The organism is Streptomyces sp. NPDC059649 (assembly GCF_042734445.1).
Classification (GTDB): domain Bacteria; phylum Actinomycetota; class Actinomycetes; order Streptomycetales; family Streptomycetaceae; genus Streptomyces.
In genome coordinates this window covers 91297-107195 of record NZ_JBHWDV010000014.1, presented here as the reverse complement: position 1 = coordinate 107195, position 15899 = coordinate 91297, and the positions used below count along the sequence as shown (strand labels likewise).

30 protein-coding genes are annotated in these 15899 nt (G+C 68.6%); 6 read left to right on the top strand and 24 right to left on the bottom strand.

Features of this window, described 5'->3' with window-relative positions; all coding sequences use genetic code 11:
• Positions 1-276 precede the first annotated feature (276 nt).
• The 24 genes from ACFV1J_RS17860 to ACFV1J_RS17745 form a co-directional block, all read right to left on the bottom strand.
• Complete coding sequence (locus ACFV1J_RS17860) at positions 277-744, bottom strand: transcriptional regulator (protein ID WP_385859079.1); 468 nt, start codon at positions 742-744, stop codon at positions 277-279.
• A gap of 20 nt (positions 745-764) precedes the next feature.
• On the bottom strand, positions 765-1325 hold the full coding sequence (locus ACFV1J_RS17855) for a DUF6919 domain-containing protein (RefSeq protein WP_385859077.1): 561 nt from the start codon (positions 1323-1325) through the stop codon (positions 765-767).
• The gene (locus ACFV1J_RS17850; RefSeq protein WP_385859075.1) at positions 1325-1627 is read right to left on the bottom strand and encodes a hypothetical protein; all 303 of its coding nucleotides are present in this window, start codon (positions 1625-1627) and stop codon (positions 1325-1327) included. Before ACFV1J_RS17850 ends, ACFV1J_RS17855 begins: the two co-directional genes overlap by 1 nt.
• 71 nt (positions 1628-1698) lie before the next feature.
• Positions 1699-2001, bottom strand: a complete 303-nt coding sequence (locus tag ACFV1J_RS17845) for a hypothetical protein (protein ID WP_385859073.1) — start codon at positions 1999-2001, stop codon at positions 1699-1701.
• A 26-nt stretch (positions 2002-2027) separates the two neighbouring features.
• Positions 2028-2210: a hypothetical protein gene (locus ACFV1J_RS17840; RefSeq protein ID WP_385859071.1), complete on the bottom strand. Its 183-nt coding sequence runs from the start codon at positions 2208-2210 to the stop codon at positions 2028-2030.
• A 37-nt stretch (positions 2211-2247) separates the two neighbouring features.
• Positions 2248-2727 carry a hypothetical protein gene (locus ACFV1J_RS17835; protein ID WP_385859069.1) on the bottom strand — a complete coding sequence of 160 codons (480 nt, stop codon included), beginning with the start codon at positions 2725-2727 and terminating at the stop codon, positions 2248-2250.
• Between the two features lie 86 nt (positions 2728-2813).
• Positions 2814-2978, bottom strand: coding sequence for a hypothetical protein (locus ACFV1J_RS17830; RefSeq protein WP_385859067.1), 165 nt, complete (start codon positions 2976-2978; stop codon positions 2814-2816).
• 43 nt (positions 2979-3021) lie between these two features.
• Positions 3022-3402 carry an ATPase gene (locus ACFV1J_RS17825; RefSeq protein ID WP_385859065.1) on the bottom strand — a complete coding sequence of 127 codons (381 nt, stop codon included), beginning with the start codon at positions 3400-3402 and terminating at the stop codon, positions 3022-3024.
• 18 nt (positions 3403-3420) lie between these two features.
• The gene (locus ACFV1J_RS17820; RefSeq protein WP_385859064.1) at positions 3421-3600 is read right to left on the bottom strand and encodes a hypothetical protein; all 180 of its coding nucleotides are present in this window, start codon (positions 3598-3600) and stop codon (positions 3421-3423) included.
• Positions 3601-3813: 213 nt separating this feature from the next.
• Entirely contained in the window at positions 3814-6009 is a 2196-nt protein-coding gene (locus tag ACFV1J_RS17815) for a hypothetical protein (protein WP_385859062.1), read from the bottom strand.
• Between the two features lie 11 nt (positions 6010-6020).
• Positions 6021-7328, bottom strand: a complete 1308-nt coding sequence (locus ACFV1J_RS17810; RefSeq protein ID WP_385859060.1) for a hypothetical protein — start codon at positions 7326-7328, stop codon at positions 6021-6023.
• Positions 7329-7362: 34 nt separating this feature from the next.
• Positions 7363-7578, bottom strand: coding sequence for a hypothetical protein (locus tag ACFV1J_RS17805; protein WP_385859058.1), 216 nt, complete (start codon positions 7576-7578; stop codon positions 7363-7365).
• A gap of 99 nt (positions 7579-7677) precedes the next feature.
• On the bottom strand, positions 7678-7839 hold the full coding sequence (locus tag ACFV1J_RS17800) for a hypothetical protein (protein ID WP_385859056.1): 162 nt from the start codon (positions 7837-7839) through the stop codon (positions 7678-7680).
• Between the two features lie 86 nt (positions 7840-7925).
• A complete protein-coding gene (locus tag ACFV1J_RS17795) occupies positions 7926-8084 on the bottom strand; it encodes a hypothetical protein (RefSeq protein ID WP_385859054.1) in 159 nt (52 codons plus the stop codon).
• A gap of 57 nt (positions 8085-8141) precedes the next feature.
• Entirely contained in the window at positions 8142-8345 is a 204-nt protein-coding gene (locus ACFV1J_RS17790) for a hypothetical protein (protein ID WP_385859052.1), read from the bottom strand.
• A gap of 88 nt (positions 8346-8433) precedes the next feature.
• The gene (locus ACFV1J_RS17785) at positions 8434-8646 is read right to left on the bottom strand and encodes a hypothetical protein (protein WP_385859050.1); all 213 of its coding nucleotides are present in this window, start codon (positions 8644-8646) and stop codon (positions 8434-8436) included.
• Positions 8646-8984 carry a hypothetical protein gene (locus tag ACFV1J_RS17780; protein ID WP_385859048.1) on the bottom strand — a complete coding sequence of 113 codons (339 nt, stop codon included), beginning with the start codon at positions 8982-8984 and terminating at the stop codon, positions 8646-8648. Before ACFV1J_RS17780 ends, ACFV1J_RS17785 begins: the two co-directional genes overlap by 1 nt.
• Positions 8985-9082: 98 nt before the next feature.
• On the bottom strand, positions 9083-9244 hold the full coding sequence (locus tag ACFV1J_RS17775; protein ID WP_385859047.1) for a hypothetical protein: 162 nt from the start codon (positions 9242-9244) through the stop codon (positions 9083-9085).
• Between the two features lie 82 nt (positions 9245-9326).
• A complete protein-coding gene (locus ACFV1J_RS17770) occupies positions 9327-9533 on the bottom strand; it encodes a hypothetical protein (RefSeq protein ID WP_385859045.1) in 207 nt (68 codons plus the stop codon).
• Between the two features lie 35 nt (positions 9534-9568).
• Positions 9569-9772: a hypothetical protein gene (locus ACFV1J_RS17765; protein WP_385859043.1), complete on the bottom strand. Its 204-nt coding sequence runs from the start codon at positions 9770-9772 to the stop codon at positions 9569-9571.
• A gap of 51 nt (positions 9773-9823) precedes the next feature.
• Positions 9824-10111 carry a hypothetical protein gene (locus tag ACFV1J_RS17760; RefSeq protein ID WP_385859041.1) on the bottom strand — a complete coding sequence of 96 codons (288 nt, stop codon included), beginning with the start codon at positions 10109-10111 and terminating at the stop codon, positions 9824-9826.
• Between the two features lie 101 nt (positions 10112-10212).
• Complete coding sequence (locus tag ACFV1J_RS17755) at positions 10213-10431, bottom strand: hypothetical protein (RefSeq protein WP_385859039.1); 219 nt, start codon at positions 10429-10431, stop codon at positions 10213-10215.
• A 14-nt stretch (positions 10432-10445) separates the two neighbouring features.
• On the bottom strand, positions 10446-10625 hold the full coding sequence (locus tag ACFV1J_RS17750) for a hypothetical protein (RefSeq protein ID WP_385859037.1): 180 nt from the start codon (positions 10623-10625) through the stop codon (positions 10446-10448).
• Between the two features lie 65 nt (positions 10626-10690).
• Positions 10691-10885, bottom strand: coding sequence for a hypothetical protein (locus tag ACFV1J_RS17745; protein WP_385859034.1), 195 nt, complete (start codon positions 10883-10885; stop codon positions 10691-10693).
• 355 nt (positions 10886-11240) lie between these two features.
• Between ACFV1J_RS17745 and ACFV1J_RS17740 the strand changes: the two genes are divergently transcribed.
• The 6 genes from ACFV1J_RS17740 to ACFV1J_RS17715 all read left to right on the top strand — a co-directional run bounded on the left by ACFV1J_RS17740 (position 11241) and on the right by ACFV1J_RS17715 (position 15722).
• The gene (locus ACFV1J_RS17740) at positions 11241-11531 is read left to right on the top strand and encodes a hypothetical protein (RefSeq protein ID WP_385859032.1); all 291 of its coding nucleotides are present in this window, start codon (positions 11241-11243) and stop codon (positions 11529-11531) included.
• Between the two features lie 136 nt (positions 11532-11667).
• Positions 11668-12870, top strand: a complete 1203-nt coding sequence (locus tag ACFV1J_RS17735) for a helix-turn-helix transcriptional regulator (RefSeq protein ID WP_385859030.1) — start codon at positions 11668-11670, stop codon at positions 12868-12870.
• Between the two features lie 105 nt (positions 12871-12975).
• On the top strand, positions 12976-13332 hold the full coding sequence (locus tag ACFV1J_RS17730) for a DUF6907 domain-containing protein (protein WP_385859028.1): 357 nt from the start codon (positions 12976-12978) through the stop codon (positions 13330-13332).
• A gap of 134 nt (positions 13333-13466) precedes the next feature.
• Positions 13467-14282 carry a hypothetical protein gene (locus tag ACFV1J_RS17725; protein ID WP_385859026.1) on the top strand — a complete coding sequence of 272 codons (816 nt, stop codon included), beginning with the start codon at positions 13467-13469 and terminating at the stop codon, positions 14280-14282.
• A 220-nt stretch (positions 14283-14502) separates the two neighbouring features.
• Positions 14503-15294, top strand: a complete 792-nt coding sequence (locus tag ACFV1J_RS17720; protein ID WP_385859024.1) for a phosphotransferase — start codon at positions 14503-14505, stop codon at positions 15292-15294.
• Between the two features lie 26 nt (positions 15295-15320).
• Complete coding sequence (locus ACFV1J_RS17715) at positions 15321-15722, top strand: NUDIX hydrolase (protein ID WP_385859022.1); 402 nt, start codon at positions 15321-15323, stop codon at positions 15720-15722.
• Positions 15723-15899 lie beyond the last annotated feature (177 nt).

Below are 15899 nucleotides of genomic sequence, written 5' to 3'. Positions count from 1 at the left end.
TTCTGGCGAGACCGCCACCCGAGCGATTGTGTGCGATCCGCCCACCAACTCGCCACCATCCAGGGCAGAATGCTCCTATGGCCACGGTCTACACGGTGCTAGCGGATTCGGAGTCCGCTGCCGACGCCGAGCTGCAGCGCCTGTGCCGCGCGCTGGATCTGACGCCTCTCGGTCGGCCCTCCGTCATTCTGGGCCGAGGCCGGTGGCTCGCCCGAGCGGAAGCGCGGCCCAGGCCGCGGCGAGAAGAGAAGTCGGCCTGACCCTGCACCGCTGGCTTCAGACCGTGGCGATGATGAGCGCAGCGATGAGCAGCCATAAGTGATGCCACGACTGATCAAGGTGGAAGCTGCCTGTCCCCGGCCCCGTGGTGTCGGCTTCTCCTCCCGGCTTCCGGACGATCGTGACGTACTCGGGGTATCCCTCACGCCCCAGGGCTTGAGCCAGCCTGAGGAGCGTGAAACGCCGGTCGGCCCAGTAGTGAGAGATCGCGTCGACGCCCATCCCGAGAGTGATGCCTACTGCAGTGAGGGGAAGGTCCAGAAGGAAGGCGACGGGTGCGAGGAGTATCCCCTTGGTGAGCGTCAGGGTGGCGACGTGGCGGGCGCAGGCCAGGCGGCCGGCCCAGTTGTCTTCGCCTTTCGTCTCTGACTGGCACGAGGTTTGTATCCAGTGATCACCCAGACTGTGGCCGACGTACAGGGCGATGAAGACGCCGGTGAAGACGGCGGCGGCGGTGAGGTTCAATGCGGACTCCTTTCGCGGTTTCAGCGGGTGATGGCGCGAGCGAGGGCGGGCCAAAGTCGGTTGTCTCGGCCCCATTCGGTGTCGATGAGCGTGACGTGGGTGGCGGTACGGAGTTCGCGGATCGCTTGGTTGCCGACGCCGCGGAACTCGCTGGAGATGAGCCGGCGGTGGCCGGGTGACCAGCCGAAGCCCGTGGTTTCCTCACTCCCGGCTTCGGTGACAGCGATGCCAGGATGGCTACGCTCCCCTGGCTCGTTGGTGATGACGGTGATACCGGCACGGCGGGACTCGGCACGGATCCGCTCGAGGAGCCGGTGGTCGGTGATCCAGCCGACGACGGCGGCGCGTTGCCGCCAGGTGCGGCCGTCGTATCCGCGTCCGGGCGGTATGCCGGGCTGGGAGTTGGTGGTGACGTATCCGGCGCGGCAGGCGGCGGCGAGAGTGGGGATGAGGTGGCGGGTTTCGTCGTCGGGTCGGGTGTCGCCGTAGCCGGGCCATGTGCGGATGCGGCCTTCGAGCCAGTCGGCCATGGCCTGGCCGAGGTCGGCGACGGTGACGGCGTTCTTCCAGGGGTTGGCCATCAGCGCCATTCCCAGGCTTGGCGGGCGTCGGCGGCTTTCTGTGCGGCGTCGGCGAATTCGCGGGCGAGGGCGCCCCAGTCAGCGGGCATCTTGCGGTGGCCGGCGGCTCGTCGCAGTGCGGCGGCGATCTGTCGAGCGTCGTTGTGCGGGACACGGAACGGGCCGCGGGGGCGGTCGCCGAAGACAGGCTCAAGCGTTCGCCAGTCGGATGCCGGCAGGACGTGGGCGAGGTGCTGGGCGAGGGTGTTGAGGGTGGTGGCGGAGCGGCTTTTGGTGACGCCGTGCGAGATAGTCCAGCCCATGACGGGCTCCTTTCGGTGGCGGGTGGTGTCGGGGCCCGGCGTTGCCACCGTGCCCCGACAGGGGTGGGTGGTCAGAAGTCGCTGGGGTCGACTTCGCCGAGGTGTCGGTCGGCCTTGCGGAGCAGGACGGCCTTGTCCGGGTCGTTGTCGTCCAGGCCCTGGGCGTCGGTCAGGTAGGTGAGGGCCGCGTCGAAGGCGTCGGCGGCGTCCGCGAAGACCCCGGCGGTGGAGAGGGCGTCCCGGGCCTGCTCCAGCTCCTGCGTGAAGGCCGTGACCGTGAGGGGGCCGAGGTCGGTGTAGGCGGCGGCAGAGAGGGTCGGCGTGTGGCGGGCGATGATCTGCTGGATGGTCAGCGGGCGGGTCTCGGTGGCCATGAGCGGTGGTCCTTCCAGTCGTCGTTTCAGCGGTTGCCGAGCGGGGTGGTCATGGTGGCTTCGAGGAGTTCGGCGGCTTCGGAGCCGTCGGTGGTGCGGGTGTCGAATCGGGCTGTGACCTCGCGGATGATCCGGGAGGTGGTTTCGGTGTCTCCCCGCTTCTTGGCGGCGATGTAGTCGCGGACGGTCTGGTGCTTCGGCTGGCTCATGCGGTTTCCCTTCAGGTGGGTGTGGGACAGGAGTTGCTCAGACACCGCGCGCGTCTGCGCGGCTCGCGGCGTGGCCGAGGATGCGGGCGGGCATGCGCCCGTCGCGCTGGCGGCTGTTCCAGCTGGCGATGGTTTCGGCGGTCGGGTCGAACTCGTCACGGATGATGTCGAGCAGCAGGGTGCAGGCGTCGTCTGCCTCGGACCGGCTGCTGGCTTCGGCCCGGATGGCTCCGATCATGCAGACAGCGCCTTGTTCGTCACGGAGGCGATCGGCGCACCAGCCGTCGTTGAGGAGCCGGATCTCCGCCCGGTGCAGGAGTGCGGCGATCGGCGTCCGGTACGGCTGAAGCACTGGGGCGGAGGCGTCTACGGGGCCACGGATCACGTCGGCCAGGTCAAGGGGGCCGGTGTCGATGCGCGCGTCCACGGCCAGCACGGCGAGGGCGAGTCGCTCGTCGAAGCTCAGGGCAGCCGGAGCAGGGGTTCGGGTTGCGGGCTGGCGGGTGAGGGTGGGCATGCTGATTCCTGTCTGCTGCTGATGGGTGGTGGATGGCGGGGCGCCTCTGGTTGCTGGCAGGCGAGAAGAGGCGCCCCGGCGGTTGGTCAGGCCCTGCCGTCGTTCTTGCGCTCGGCGCGCGCCTGGGCGTCGTAGATGGACGCATGCTGGGAGTCGATCTCCCAGGTCTCGCTGTCGCGGACGGCCCACTCTGTCCGGGTGCGGCCGTCGACAGGGACGGGCTCAACGATGTAGCGGTCACTGCGAGCCATGAGTTCTCCTTCTGGGTTGGTTGATCAGTTGGGTTGGTTGTCGTCAGCGTTCGACGACGGGGCGGTGCAGGTCGCGGTGGTCGACGACGGCGGCGATGTCCTCGGCGGCCAGCGCGGTCTTGAGGGCCATGGCGAATGCGGCGGCGCGGTGGCGGCCTCCGGCGCATCCCACGGCGACACGGACCGGTCCGGCGCTCGGGCCGCGGGTGAACGCCACGACGGCGTCGGCGGTCGCTTCGATCAGGGCGGGTATGCCCGGGGTGTCGAGCACCGCCTTGCGCACCACGGCGTCGAGCGCGGTCAAGTGCCGCAGCTCCGGCGAGACGTGCGGGTCGCGGAAGTGGTGCCGCAGGTCGAGGGTGAGGTGGGCGGCCGGCGGCTCGCCGTGCAGGTATCCGAAGCTGATCACGTCGACGGTGGGCATCTCGATCGTCTCCTCGGGTTAGCGCTGGCCGCGGTAGTAGCCGCTGCACGGGTCGGTGGTGTGGCTGCGGTGGATGCGGAACCCGTCGGCGACGAGGAGCTGGTCGGCGGCATCGCTGCCGGGGTGGCCGCAGGCGGCGCAGATGTTGCGCTGGCCGTCGCGGTCACGCTCTTTCTGGGTTGTACTGATCTTGGGCATGGCGAACCAAGGCTCCTTGCTCGATGAGTGAAATGTGGCTTATGCGGGGCAGACAGCGCCCCGATATCTACCGGTATGCGCCCCGGACGGGGCCCGGACAGGGGGTGGACGCGACCCGGGTCACGTCCGGGCGCTGTCCGCCCCCTGTCCGCCCTCTAGCCAGGGGATATATCGGGATGAACTAGGGCAGCGTCCGGGGGTGTCCGGGGTCCGTCAGCCGCCCTGGAGGAGCTTCACGGCGTCGGCGATGTCCTCCCGCCGGTATCCGTTGACCCTGCCCCGGCCGTCGATCGTGACCTTGACCGTGCCGCCGGCCCCGGCCGCGCGGAGTAGGTCGCCGAGACCTTCAGGGGTGATGCCGCCGATGAGTGTGGCCATCTCGTCCAGCTGCGCCACGTCGCGGCCGAAGTGATCCATGGCTTTCAGCGCCTGCTCCGCGAACTGGAGCTGATGCCGCTCCTCGGGCGTCATCTGCTTCACGTACCTGCCGGGCTCGGCGCCGCACAGTCGAAGCAGGGCTTCCCAGGTCAGCAGCTCGACGGGGGCCTCCTTCTTGAGGTTCCCCTCGATGTCGTAAACAGCCTCTACGTACTCCGGCAGGTCGACACCCGCCATCGCGTCGAGGCTGTCCTGGTCGGGCTCGACAAGCCCAGCCTCCAAGCGCTCGGCTGCCAGCTTCCGCAAGGTCGCCGACGGCACCTCATGAACCTTGTACTCGATCGGCTCGTCGGGCATACCGGGAACACCCTGGATGTAGAGATGACCGGCGTCCTTCGGGTCGGTCTCGGTGGCCGGGCTCAGCCGGTGCGGCAGCCAGCCCTCACTGACCGAGCCGTCACCAAAGACTGACCGCGTGTCGCCGACCTTGCACGGGCCGACGCCAGCAAGGGCGACCATCTGCGCGAAGTTCTCACCCAGGTAGCCCTTCTGGCCGCCTTGCGAGGCGATCTGCAGGACGATGAGTTCCTTGCGTCCCACGTCGAGCAGAGCCTTCGCGAGCTGCTTGGCCAGATCGGTGGCCCTCGGGAACTCATCGAAGAAGATCGTGAACGCGGGGTGTTCGGGGCTCGCCTTCCACTTCCGTCCCATGCCCAGCTTCTTGCGGAGCCGGGCGCGCGCCTTCGACATGATCAGGAAGAACAGCAGCACCGCCTCGATCTGCTCGTTGGTGCGCGCCGTGATCCGCACTGCGTCGTGCAGGTCTTCGAGCCCGTCGCCGTGGGGGTCAAGATCGATGGTGATGTTGTCGTAGCAGGCGGTGGTGCCCTCGGCGAGTGCCTGCAAGATGCCGGTCTTTCCACCACCCGAGGCCGCCACCCACAGGCCCATCACGCCAGCCAGGGACAACTCCAGTGGATCACCCCCGACGGAGCTGCCGATCCGGAACTTGTCGGTGATCGACATCGACTTCGGGGCCCGGTACGGGAGGCCGGGAGCGGACGCGAACGGGTCAGCGCCCCGGTCCACGAGCCGCAGTACGGCGCATGCCCGGCGCTCCTTCATGGGGGTCGGCCGAACTCCGTTGGCCGCGAGGTCGAAGCGGGTCTCCAAGTCACCCGCCACCTTGATGATCGCCTCGGGAGTGCCTTCACTGACGCGGACGATGCACTGCCAGCCCCACGAGAGGCGGACGACGTCACTCACCTCAGCGACCGGCACGCCCTCGGCAAGCAGGGCCCGCAGCACGCACTCGGCGAGTTGCATCGGGGTACGCGCCACGACGATCGGGAACGGCTTGCCTTCGGAAAGCTGATCGGCGGTCATGTACACCTGCCCCTCACCGACCGCGAGTCCACCCCCAGCCCGCTCGATGACGGACAGAGGCGGGGCGGCGACATCACCCGTGTCCCCTTCGGGCTTGCCGTGGTAGACGCCGACGGCGTAGGCACTGAGGGCCATCAGCAGGTCGACCCACAGTCCGCCGGCGGCAACCCCAGCCACTCCGCCGGCAGCAGCTGCGGCAGTCCAGCCGCCGGTCTTGGCCCAGTGGAGCAGCTTGTGTCGGCGGTACTCGGCGCGACGCTCTTTGACGAGTTGCTTGGCGTCCGTCTCGGCTGCGGTGTCCCCCTTGGCCGCGCGCAGTTCCGCCACTGCGGAGGCGATCATCTGCGGGTAGTCGTCCCGCCGTGCCTCCAGCCACCGGCGGCCCAACTCGCGGTAGCCGCGCACGGACCATCCGACGTACAAACGGTGATCGCCGGCATGCTGACAAGCACGCTTCGCCAAGGGGGCCGCGCCGGTCGCAGTCGGCTGTAGAGTCTCGCCCTGGTGCTCGACGACCGCGCCTTCGATTGGCTCGGGCTGGTCCTTGACGAGGCTCAGCTTTCGCGGTTCGACGGGCGTTTCGGCCCGCATGAATTCCGGCACGTCAAGGTCGGAGTCGGCGGCGGGTGTGGTGTGAATTGCCATCGTCTGCCTCCTCAGATGGTCTTGTTAGCTGACGTTGTGCCGGCCTGTTCGAGGGCCGCCTGCTTCTTTGCGGCATCGCAGTACGGTTGCGTGTCACCGGCCCGCCGGACGGGCGGCGTGCCCCCGTTGAAGCGGCGCCCGTCGGGGGCTCCGGAGGCCTTCTTTACGGCGGGGGCCTTTTGGGATCCGACCTGCGACGAGTTGCCCAGTATCGGCATCTCGGTGATGGCCTTCATGCGGGCCTGGGCGGCCCTACTCTCGGCCTCCATTTCAGGCCGAACACCGACCACCTTCGAGCCAGTGACGCGGTACCAGGCGTCCGCCCAAATCTGCTCGGTGACGTACTGGGACCCGCGCGCGGAACGGAGCGCTTCGGCAACCTCCCACACGTCCGGGTGGTGTTCGCGGCGGTCTTTGTCCTTGCGCGCCTGCTCGTCTTCCGCGGCCTTCTGCTGGGCGGCCTTCTGAACTGCAGCCCGCTCTTCTGCCGCAGCCTTTTCCTGCCTAGCCCTCCGGCGCTCGTCGGCCGCACGCTTCTCTTCGCGCTCAGCCGCGCGCCGTTCGCGCCACGACGGAATTCCGTCGGCCTTCTGGGCGATGCCGTGCTCGTAGGCCATCAGGACGATCGGGCCGACCATGGAGGCGATGGCGCCGACCAGGCCGGCGTTGATTCCGATGGCAGGGTTCGTCAGCCCGCCACGCAAGTTGATCGTCGCGGCGATCGCGGCGCCGAGCATGATGCCGACCCGGTACGGCGCAACGTCCCGCCGGTGGGCCACCGCCCAGGCGGCACCGCACGCCAGCACCAGGGCGATGCCCTCCAGCATGGCGGGCGCAGCGACGAGGAACGGCCGCTTCTCATCCCAGAAGTCAAGGAACTGCACCGGGGCGGCAAGGACGAGGCAGACGGCGTAGATGCCGCGGGCGCCCCACCTCCAGACCGTCTCACTGCGCTGCTGCTCAGCGTCCCGCGCAGCTCCTTCGGCTTCCTCTGCCTCGACCGCCTTGCGGGCCTTTTCGGCTGCGGCGTCGGCGGCTTCCTTCTTCCGCCTCTGCTCGGCGATGTAGGTGTCGTGGGCGGCTTGGTCCTTCTCCAGTTTGAGCCGGCTCCGCTCGTTGGCCAGGCGAAGGCGCTCGGCTTCCTCCTTCGCCGTGATCTTCTCGGCGTCGGCCTTGCCCTGAGCTTCGACACGCAGTGCCTCCGCCTCCGCCTGGGCGCGGGTACGGATCGACTCCGCCTCGGCGAGGGCTACCGGGTCGAACCGCGGTTCGACGGGGTCGACGGGCGTGCCGTTGACCTGCTTGATGGCGGTGGCCATCGTGATCATTCCTTTCCGTGCGAGGGGCGAGGGGTCAGGCCGCGGTGTCGTAGTCGCGGGACGCCGTGGTGGTGGAGGTCTTCGTGCGCTGGTCTTCGACGACGCCGTCCGCAGCGATGCCCGCCAGGATGAGGACGGCGATCACAACACGGATGCCGGGCGGTACGGACAGGCCCATGAACCAGGCCAGCCCGGCAATCAGCAGGGCGACACGGGCCCGGGTCAGGCCGATCAGGAGACTGAGCTGCATGGTGGTGTCCTTCGACAGGGGTGAGGGTGGGGTGCTTCGTCGGATCTCCAGGCCGCCGGTACCGGTACGAGACCGGCGGCGAGGGCTACCGGCGAGCGGTCAGCGGCGGTACCAGGGCACCGACTTCTCGGCAGCGACGACGCGGTCGTGGTCGGCCAGGTACTCGGGGCTGTCGGGGTCGGTGTGGCGGGCCAGGTCGCGCTTGGCTTCCTCGTGGTCGGCGATGGCCTGCTTCTGTTCCGGGGTCTTCTTCCAGCCCATGGCGGGCTCCTCTCGGTGGGGTTGGGTGGGTGCTGCGTCGGATCCCCCAGGGGACCGCGTGCGAGACGCGGGCTGAGGGCTACCGATCAGCGGCGTGCCGCTTGGCGGTGCAGGCGGGCCTTGGTCTCCATCTCCTGGCGGGATCGGACGGCGCGCCCTTGCGCACCGCAGGAGCAGGTGAAGTTCCAGTTGCCGAAGCCGGCGTCGTAGACCTCGGTCTCGTGCTTCTTCCGGAACAGGGGCATGCAGGGTTCCTCTCGATTGGTCGGGTGGGGGCGATCAGATGTCGGGCCGCGTTGCCCTCAGTTGGCGGGGCTGAGCTCTTCGGGGTAGAAGCCGCGGACGCCCTTGATCGCCTCGGCGACGCGGCCATCGATGCCCTTGACGCCGAGCAGGCCGCCGGACTTAGATCCGTCGTCGACGACGACGCCGGTCTTGCCCTTCGCTGCACGGTTCTCTCGGCTGGGGTTGGTAACGGTGACCCGATCACCGGTGCAGAAGCTCATGTGGATTCCTCTCCTGGACTGGTGCCGTCCGGCTGGCCGGCTCCCCGCCCGGCCCGGCCGTGGTGACCCGGGGCGGACAGGCAGCCGGTCAGGTCAGGGACTTGAGTCCTTCGATGCGCTGCTGGCGCTCGGCGGCGATCCGTTCGAGCGTGAAGACCTCGGCCTTGTCGAGCCGGCCCGAGGCGATCCCGGAAGCGATCGACGCGCGGATTTCCGCGATGTCGGCCTCGTACTGCGCGATAGAAGCCTGGGTGCGGGCGACCAGTGCCTCGTCGCGCGTGGCGGTGGTGACGGCGGCCATCAGCGGCGAGCCTCCGCACGGCGGGAGGCGAGCACCTTCAGCACGTCCTCCGGGGTCGCGTACAAGCCATCGTCGTCACACGCGAACATGGGCCGGATGTGCGAGCCCGGACGCTCGTCCGAGATGGGCCCGAAGCGCCGGAGGGCGCCCTCAGCCGATACCGCGCCGCACCAATAGCCACCCAACGGGGGCTTCCTCTGGTCGAACCGCCACGGCCGCCAGGTCCTCTCCTCACCCCACGGCTGGTACTCGGTGTGGACCGTGTAGTAGGTCTTGTTCGGGTCCAGTTGCGCCAGGAATGCCTTGACTCCGCGCCTCGTGGGCTCCCACTCGGGCATGGCTCTCTCCTTAATCGATGAAGGGCTGGGTGTTCGGTGGTCCGGCTGGCCGGCTCCCCTCGACCGGGCCCGCACGTGTCGGGCCCGGCGGGCAGCCGTCAGTCCTGTTCGGCGTCGCGCTTCTTGGCGAGTTCGGCCTCGCGCTTCTTGGCCTCCTCCTCGGTCCGGTAGCTGCGGCCCCACCCGTCGCCATTGACGCGGTACTCGGGGACGAGAAAGCCGTGGACGTGACCGGGGACGTAGCTCTTGCGGATCGCCATGCGGATCTCCTCGCGATGTGTGGTCCGGGACTGCCCCGGCTCCCCGTGGCCCCGGCGCTGAGTCCGGGGCCACAGGCAGCCGTCAGGTCGCGGCGAGCTGGGCGTAGTAGTTGCGGATGTCCGCGTCGGTGAGGCCGTGGGCCCGAGCGTTGTCCTGGTAGCGCTCGTAGGCAGCGAGGCTGTCGCCGCGGAGCGGGTCGCCGTTGGCCTCGTTCATCTGCTTCATGCCGAGGGCGGCAGCCGCCCAGTGCAGGGCATTGCGGGCCTCGCCGGTCAGGTTGGTCTGCATAGCGGTTCTCCTCGCTGGTTGGCTGTCGGTCTCGGTCATGCCACGTCGCCCAGGCGGGCGCCGTGCAGCTCGTCGACGAGGGACGGGGCGCCGGGGTTGGCCTTGTCGTAGCGGGTGGCCTCGGCGAGCAGGTTCAGCTCCTCCGCCCAGTCGTCAGCCCGCACGTAGCGGGTGATGAGGTCGGCGCGGTAGGAGGCGTCGTTCTTGGTCGACGGGCGGGAGATCAGGCGGAGCGACATGGCGGTGGTCCTCTCGGAAGAAGCGGGCGGTGGGGTGGGATCGGGTGGCGATCAGGCGGTGCGGCGGGTGGGGAGCCACAGGCGACGCTTGGGCTCGGGCTCCGGGGTCGGCGCTTCCTTGACGGCGAGCTCCTCCAGCGCGGCGGCGATGCGACCGAGGCTGTCGGCGATGCTGGCCAGGTGGGCGTTCGTCGCCTGCTGCTCGGTGACGAGAGCGAGCAGGGCGTGCGGCACGGCCGCGGCAGAGCCATCCTTGATCACGAAGTCGTGAATGGGGTGCTTGCCATCGACGCCCTTCTCGGCGCGGCGAACGTGGGTCTCGGTCGGGGTTCCTGGCATGACGGCATGGCCTCTCGGCGAGTGATGCACGAATGGGATGAGGTGCGAAGTGGTGACCGCGCCCGGGGGCGCCGGGAGTAGTCAGCCCCCGGGCACGGCGATCAAGAACCGGACTTCGATGCCCGGTTCGCGGCCAGCACAGCTGCGTCGACAGCCAGGAGCTCAGAGAGCCGGTCAACCTGTGCAGGCGCCATCAGATGGGCGGTCATGCGGGTGCGGGGGAAGTCGCCGACGTCGACCGTGGCGATCGTCGGAGTCGGGCCGGCCAGCGGGGCCGTGGCGTCCAGCCACTCGGCCAGGTTGCGGAGCAGACGCTCCATCGGAGTCGACACCGTCACCAGCCCCACACCGGCTGCTCGGTCGCAGCAGCCGCCTCGGCGAACAACTGGCGGGCCAGAGCCTGCATCTTCCGCACGTACAGCGGATCAGCCTTACGGGCCTGCAGATCGAGGACGGTAGCGACACGGTCGCCAGCACGCTGCTCAGCCAGAGCAGCCGACACCTCGGACTGCATCGCGCGACGAGCAGCCTCCGGAAGAGACGGATCAGAGTCACCCGGGAACGGGGCGGGAGCGGTACTCACTTCGCCACCGCCGGGACCACAGTGGAAGTGTCGATCAGGTGCAGCAGGCCGGCCTGCTCCAGCATCCACCGGGACTCGGCCATGGTGTCCTGGGCGAGAGCCAGCGAGTCGAACTGGGCGCCGGTCATGTCCCCGGCGTCCAGGCCGGCCAGTTCCGCGACCCGCAGCGCGGCAACCTCGAAGCGGGTCACAGCACGGGCGGTCTCCGGCGAGACACGGACGAAAGAACCGGCCTCGTGGGCCGCACGGTCAGCCGCAGACATCGGGATGGTGGGGATGCTTTCAGCACTGGCGGTAACGCAAGTACCATGAGACACGTCTGGCCCTCCTGATAGCGCAGGTGGTTCCGGATACTCCGAGCCGGTGTGCAACCACCGGCTTCGGGCTGGCTCTTCCTGGCATTGGTGTGCAACCACCGACGCCAGGAAGGGTCGCCCTATGGCCCCGGTTTGGTGTGCAACCACCGCCGGGGCTTCGTGCTCTTCGAGCCTAGAGCACGTTCTTACTGCTTGACAAGTACTGCCGAAATCGTGGGAGGATGATTGCATGGCCGCCACTGAAGAAAGGGGGGGAATCCCGGAGATGGTGAACTTCTCAGAGATCGCCAGACGTGTCACTGACCGAGGTCTGGTCTCCCGGCCGATCACCCGCCAGGGGGTGATGCACATCGCCAAGACCGACCCGGATTGGCCTATCCCCCGAGAGCAGTGGCAGAAGATTGGAAACGCCCTGGCGGTGCCTTGGCTTCCCGTCGAACGCTTCTTCAGCGAGCGAAACCGACGCGGTCGCGGGCCAGCCAAACCGAGCGAGCAGAGCAAATCCCCCGACAGCGAGTGACGACTTGTTGTCATGACTCCAGCGCACCACCACGCCGGGTCAGCATCCAGATCCAGCCTGTTGTCAATTGGCAGCAGGCGGATCTGAAAACGCCAGCCCCCTCCGCACCACCCGAAAACGGCGACAGGATTGCGGCATGTCCTTCGGATCGGAGCTCCGCCAACGCCGGCAAGACGCCGGCCTATCCCTCAGCGCCCTCGCCTCCCAGGTCCACGTGACCCGCGCCCACCTGCACAACGTCGAGACTGGCCGGCGCGCCCCCAGCGGCGACCTCGCCGAAGCGTCTGACATCACACTCCAGGCCGGCGGTCGACTGGTTGCCGCGTTCCAGAGTGAGGACACCGAGCGGCAGCGGCAGGCTGCTACTCGGAGGACGCTCGCCGCTTCGCTCGCTACGTCTCGGGACCTGATGGAGCTCGCCGACCTGGAGCTCGACCAGTTGCAGGCAGGGGTCGAGGAAACCGCGGTCGACTACCTGGCTGCTCCCCCCGCGCCGATGCTCATGCGTGCCGATGCCCTGCGACGGGATGCACTCCAGCGGCTGCGGGACTACCGGCACGGACCGCACGAGCGCGCCGACCTCTACGTCGCCGCGGGACGCCTTTCCGGGATCCTCGCCTATGCCGCGCTCGACCTGGGCAACGCCGATGCGGCCTTAGAGCACGCGCGTGCCGCCGGGCGCTGCGCCCAGTACGCCGGAGACACGGAGCTGCTGATGTGGGTGCGCGGCACCCAGTCCTTGATCGCCCGCTTCTCTGGTGACTACGGCATCGCCCTTGAATACGTTCGCGACGGCCTTCAGTACGCGGGCAATGTGCCCGGCACCGGCGAGGCGCGGCTACTGTGCGGCGAGGTGCAGTGCCTCGCAAACCTCGGCGACTCCCGCGCCGCCAACCAGACCCTCCGTCTCGCCGAGCAGGCCCGGGAACGAGCGAACCGCCCCGACTCACTGGCCGGCCTGTTCGAGTTCTCCGAGACCAAGCAGCGCTACTACGCCGCATCAAGTCTGATCTGGCTGAACGGCGGCGACGATGCCCGCACCGCAGCGGCCGAGGCCATGGCAGCTATTGCCTCCTGGCAGCAGATGCCGCCGGAACAGCGGTCCCTCGACGACGAGCGGCTCTGCCACATCTACCTGGCCACCGCCGAGGTGCAGCTGGGCGAGGTCGAAGCGGCTGCGGAGGCAATGGCGCCGGTCCTGGCCCTGCCTACCGAAGCCCAGATCTCGTGGATCAATAAGAGGGCGCATCGGGTGGGCTCGATACTCGCGGCACCCCGTTACCACCAGTCTTCTGCCGCCTCCGACCTCCGAGAGGCCATCGCGGCACTCGGGGCCTGAGCAGCAGAAAGGCCGGGCGGTCATCACCCGCCCGGCCAGTTCGACCAGCGGGCTGCAACCCGCTGACCAGTAGAGATCCACACGTGAATGAAGGAGAGCTCTGCCATGACTCTACTCGCTCCCACGGTTCCGGCCCAGACCAGCCCAGCCGAGTGCGTCGTCTCACACCCGACCGCGTGCCCGTCGTGGTGCAAGGATCGCGACCAGCCCAAGCGGCACAACTACTCACAGCGGGACACCGCGCACCGCAGCTCTGAGCTCATGCTCGCTGACCCCAACGGGGAAGTGCTGGTCCGAGCTGAACTGTTCCAGCTCGACGAGATGTCGACGACGAGTGGCCCCGTGATCTACGTCCAGGGCCAGGGAGAGTTTGAGCTCGCCGGCCCGGATGCCGACATCTTCATCTCTCAGGCTCAGGCGTTCCTTGATGCCCTGCGGGTGCGGCGCGCCCAGATGGGCTGACCCCGAGACCCCTCAGGCCGGGCAGCTTCAGCTGCCCGGCCGTTCCCATACCCGCGGGTGCGGTCCCGCGAGATCCAGGAGTTGGCCTTGGGTGCACAGGGCTGCGCGCCTGCCTGTCTGCGGGCGGGGGCGCGATGAAGGTCGTCAGGGTTCTACCGGAGACCGGCTGGACCGGGGTGGACAACGCGGTGGCGAGGAGCCGCCGGATCAGCTGGCGGGCGAAGGGGCTCCTGCTGGAGCTGTTGAGCTATCCGCCGGACAACGACATCACGCTGGCGAAGCTGGCCGGCTGGGGCGCTACGTCGCGCAAGGAGGGCTTCACGGCGGAGGGTCGGGAGGCTCTGCAGATGGCGATGCGCGAGCTGGAGCGTGAAGGCTATGTCGTGCATATACGGCGGCGAGGGGAGCGTGGGCGGTGGGAGACGACGACCTATGTTTCCACTGCCCCTGAGAGGTTGCCGCAGGTCCCGCCGAGTACGGGTTCTCCGCGTTCGGTCGACCAGTACTCGGCGGACCCGTCTTCGGCCGACCGGCGTTCGGCAGACCAGTCCCTAAGTACTTGTAAGACGGACGACAACACGGACAAGAAGACGGACGGAGGAGAGGCAGGCTTGCAATACTCCTCCGCACTCGCTGGCGCTCGCGCGGGCCGGCAAGCCTCCCCGCAAGATCTGCGACGCGATGAGCTTCACCGGCTGTACGAGGCCGCGAACGAACTCGACGACGACCGGCTACGCCGGCTGCTCCTCCAGTTCGAGAAGAAGCGGCCACGGGTCTATCGGGATCAGCGGCAGTCCGCCCTGGGGCAGTTGGAGCGGGATAGCCCGGCCACCCTGAAGGGTCCCGATTCGGCGCGTGCGGTTGACCTGCTGAGCTACAAGTACGCCCTGCAGCACTACACAAGCGAGGGGAAGCCGGTGCCGGACTGGCTGACAAGATTCCCGCGCTGACCTGCTGAAACGCGCCCTCTCAGGCGTGGGATGCGGGACAATGGAACTGCCGCAAATCGCGATCAACTCGAAGGAGCGTTGGCTGTGAGCGAGTGTGACCACGAGTGGGTGCAGTGGTCGGGTGCTGCGCGCTGCCGCAAGTGCGGGGCAACGCAGAGCTAGACCTGGATGATGGTGGCGGGGTCGACAGTCGGCCCCGCCACCGTCGAGGAGGTCGCTGATGACACCGCGGATCGACTGGCCCGACCTACCTGCCGTTGCTCGTACAGCGGTTGAGGCGCGCACCGGGGCCGCGCTGGCGGCAGAGCCGATTGCCGATGGCCTCACCTGCGCCGTGGCGGTGCGTCTCGTCACGGGCGACGGAGCTTTCTTCGTGAAGGGTGTGCCGGTCGAGGATGGGCGGGGCCGGGAGGCGCAGCGGTGGGAGGTCACCGTCAGTCCGCTGGTAGGTCCGGCGAGTCCTGTGCTGCGTTGGCAGGTTGTGGCCGGCGGCTGGGATCTGCTGGTCTTCGATCATGTTGACGGTGAGCATGCGGATTTGTCGCGGCCATCGAATCGTGCGCTGGTTGCCCGTGTGCTGCGTTCAGTCCAGGGCGTTGCGGCTCCCGCGGGGGTGCCCTCGTTCGCCGCCCGGTTCGCGGATGTTCTGGACGCGGAGCAGCTGGCGCTGCTGTCCGGCAGTGCACTGCTGCACACCGACACCAACCCGCACAACCTGCTCACCGGGGCGGGGAGGGCTTGGCTAGTCGATTGGGCGATGACTGCTGCCGGCCCGGCTTGGGTGGATGTGGCATATACAGCGGTGCGGCTGATGGAGGCTGACGTGGCTGCCCGTGAGGCGCTCGACTGGGCGGCGCAGTTTCCTTCGTGGCGGGCGGCGGATCGGGTGGCGGTGGAGGCGTTCGTGGCGGGGGTGTGCCGTCAGTGGGAGTCGGTTGTGGGTGCGGCGGGTGCCCGGCGGAGCAACGCACGGTTCGCAGCGCTTCTCGGGGCACCGGTCGCGGTGCCGTAGCCATCCCTGCGATGAACGGAGAGTGCATGAGTGAGAGGCCCGTAGCGGCAGCCGTGATCGTCCGGGATGGCCGTGTGCTGCTCGCGCGCCGAGCGGTTGAGGAGGGCGATCTGCGCTGGCAGTTTCCCGCGGGCAAGATCGAGGCCGGCGAGACCGTCGAGCAGGCCGCCGTGCGCGAGACCCAGGAGGAGACCGGCCTGACGGTTGAGGCGGTCAAGGTGCTTGGCGACCGGGTCCACCCGAAGACCGGCCGGCAGATGCATTACATCGCCTGCACCCTGGTCTCCGGCGAGGCGCACGTCGCCGACAAGGAGGAGCTGGCCGAGGTCGCATGGGTGACGCTTGCAGAGATCCCCGACTACGTGCCCTACGGGCTGTACGAGCCGGTGCAGGAGTACCTGGATGGCGAGTTGGCGCCGGCCGAGTAGCCGCCGGGTGACGCGACGAAGCCCCCGCCCGGGATTGGGCGGGGGCTTCACTCGTTCGCCCGCACCCACGTTCACCCCTGTACGCCCCTGCTGAATACCGCGTTCCGCTGGCAGGCTGTCCCTCTTCTGACCGAGGGGGATGGATGGCGCTCGCGTGTCCGCGCTGTAAGGACCACC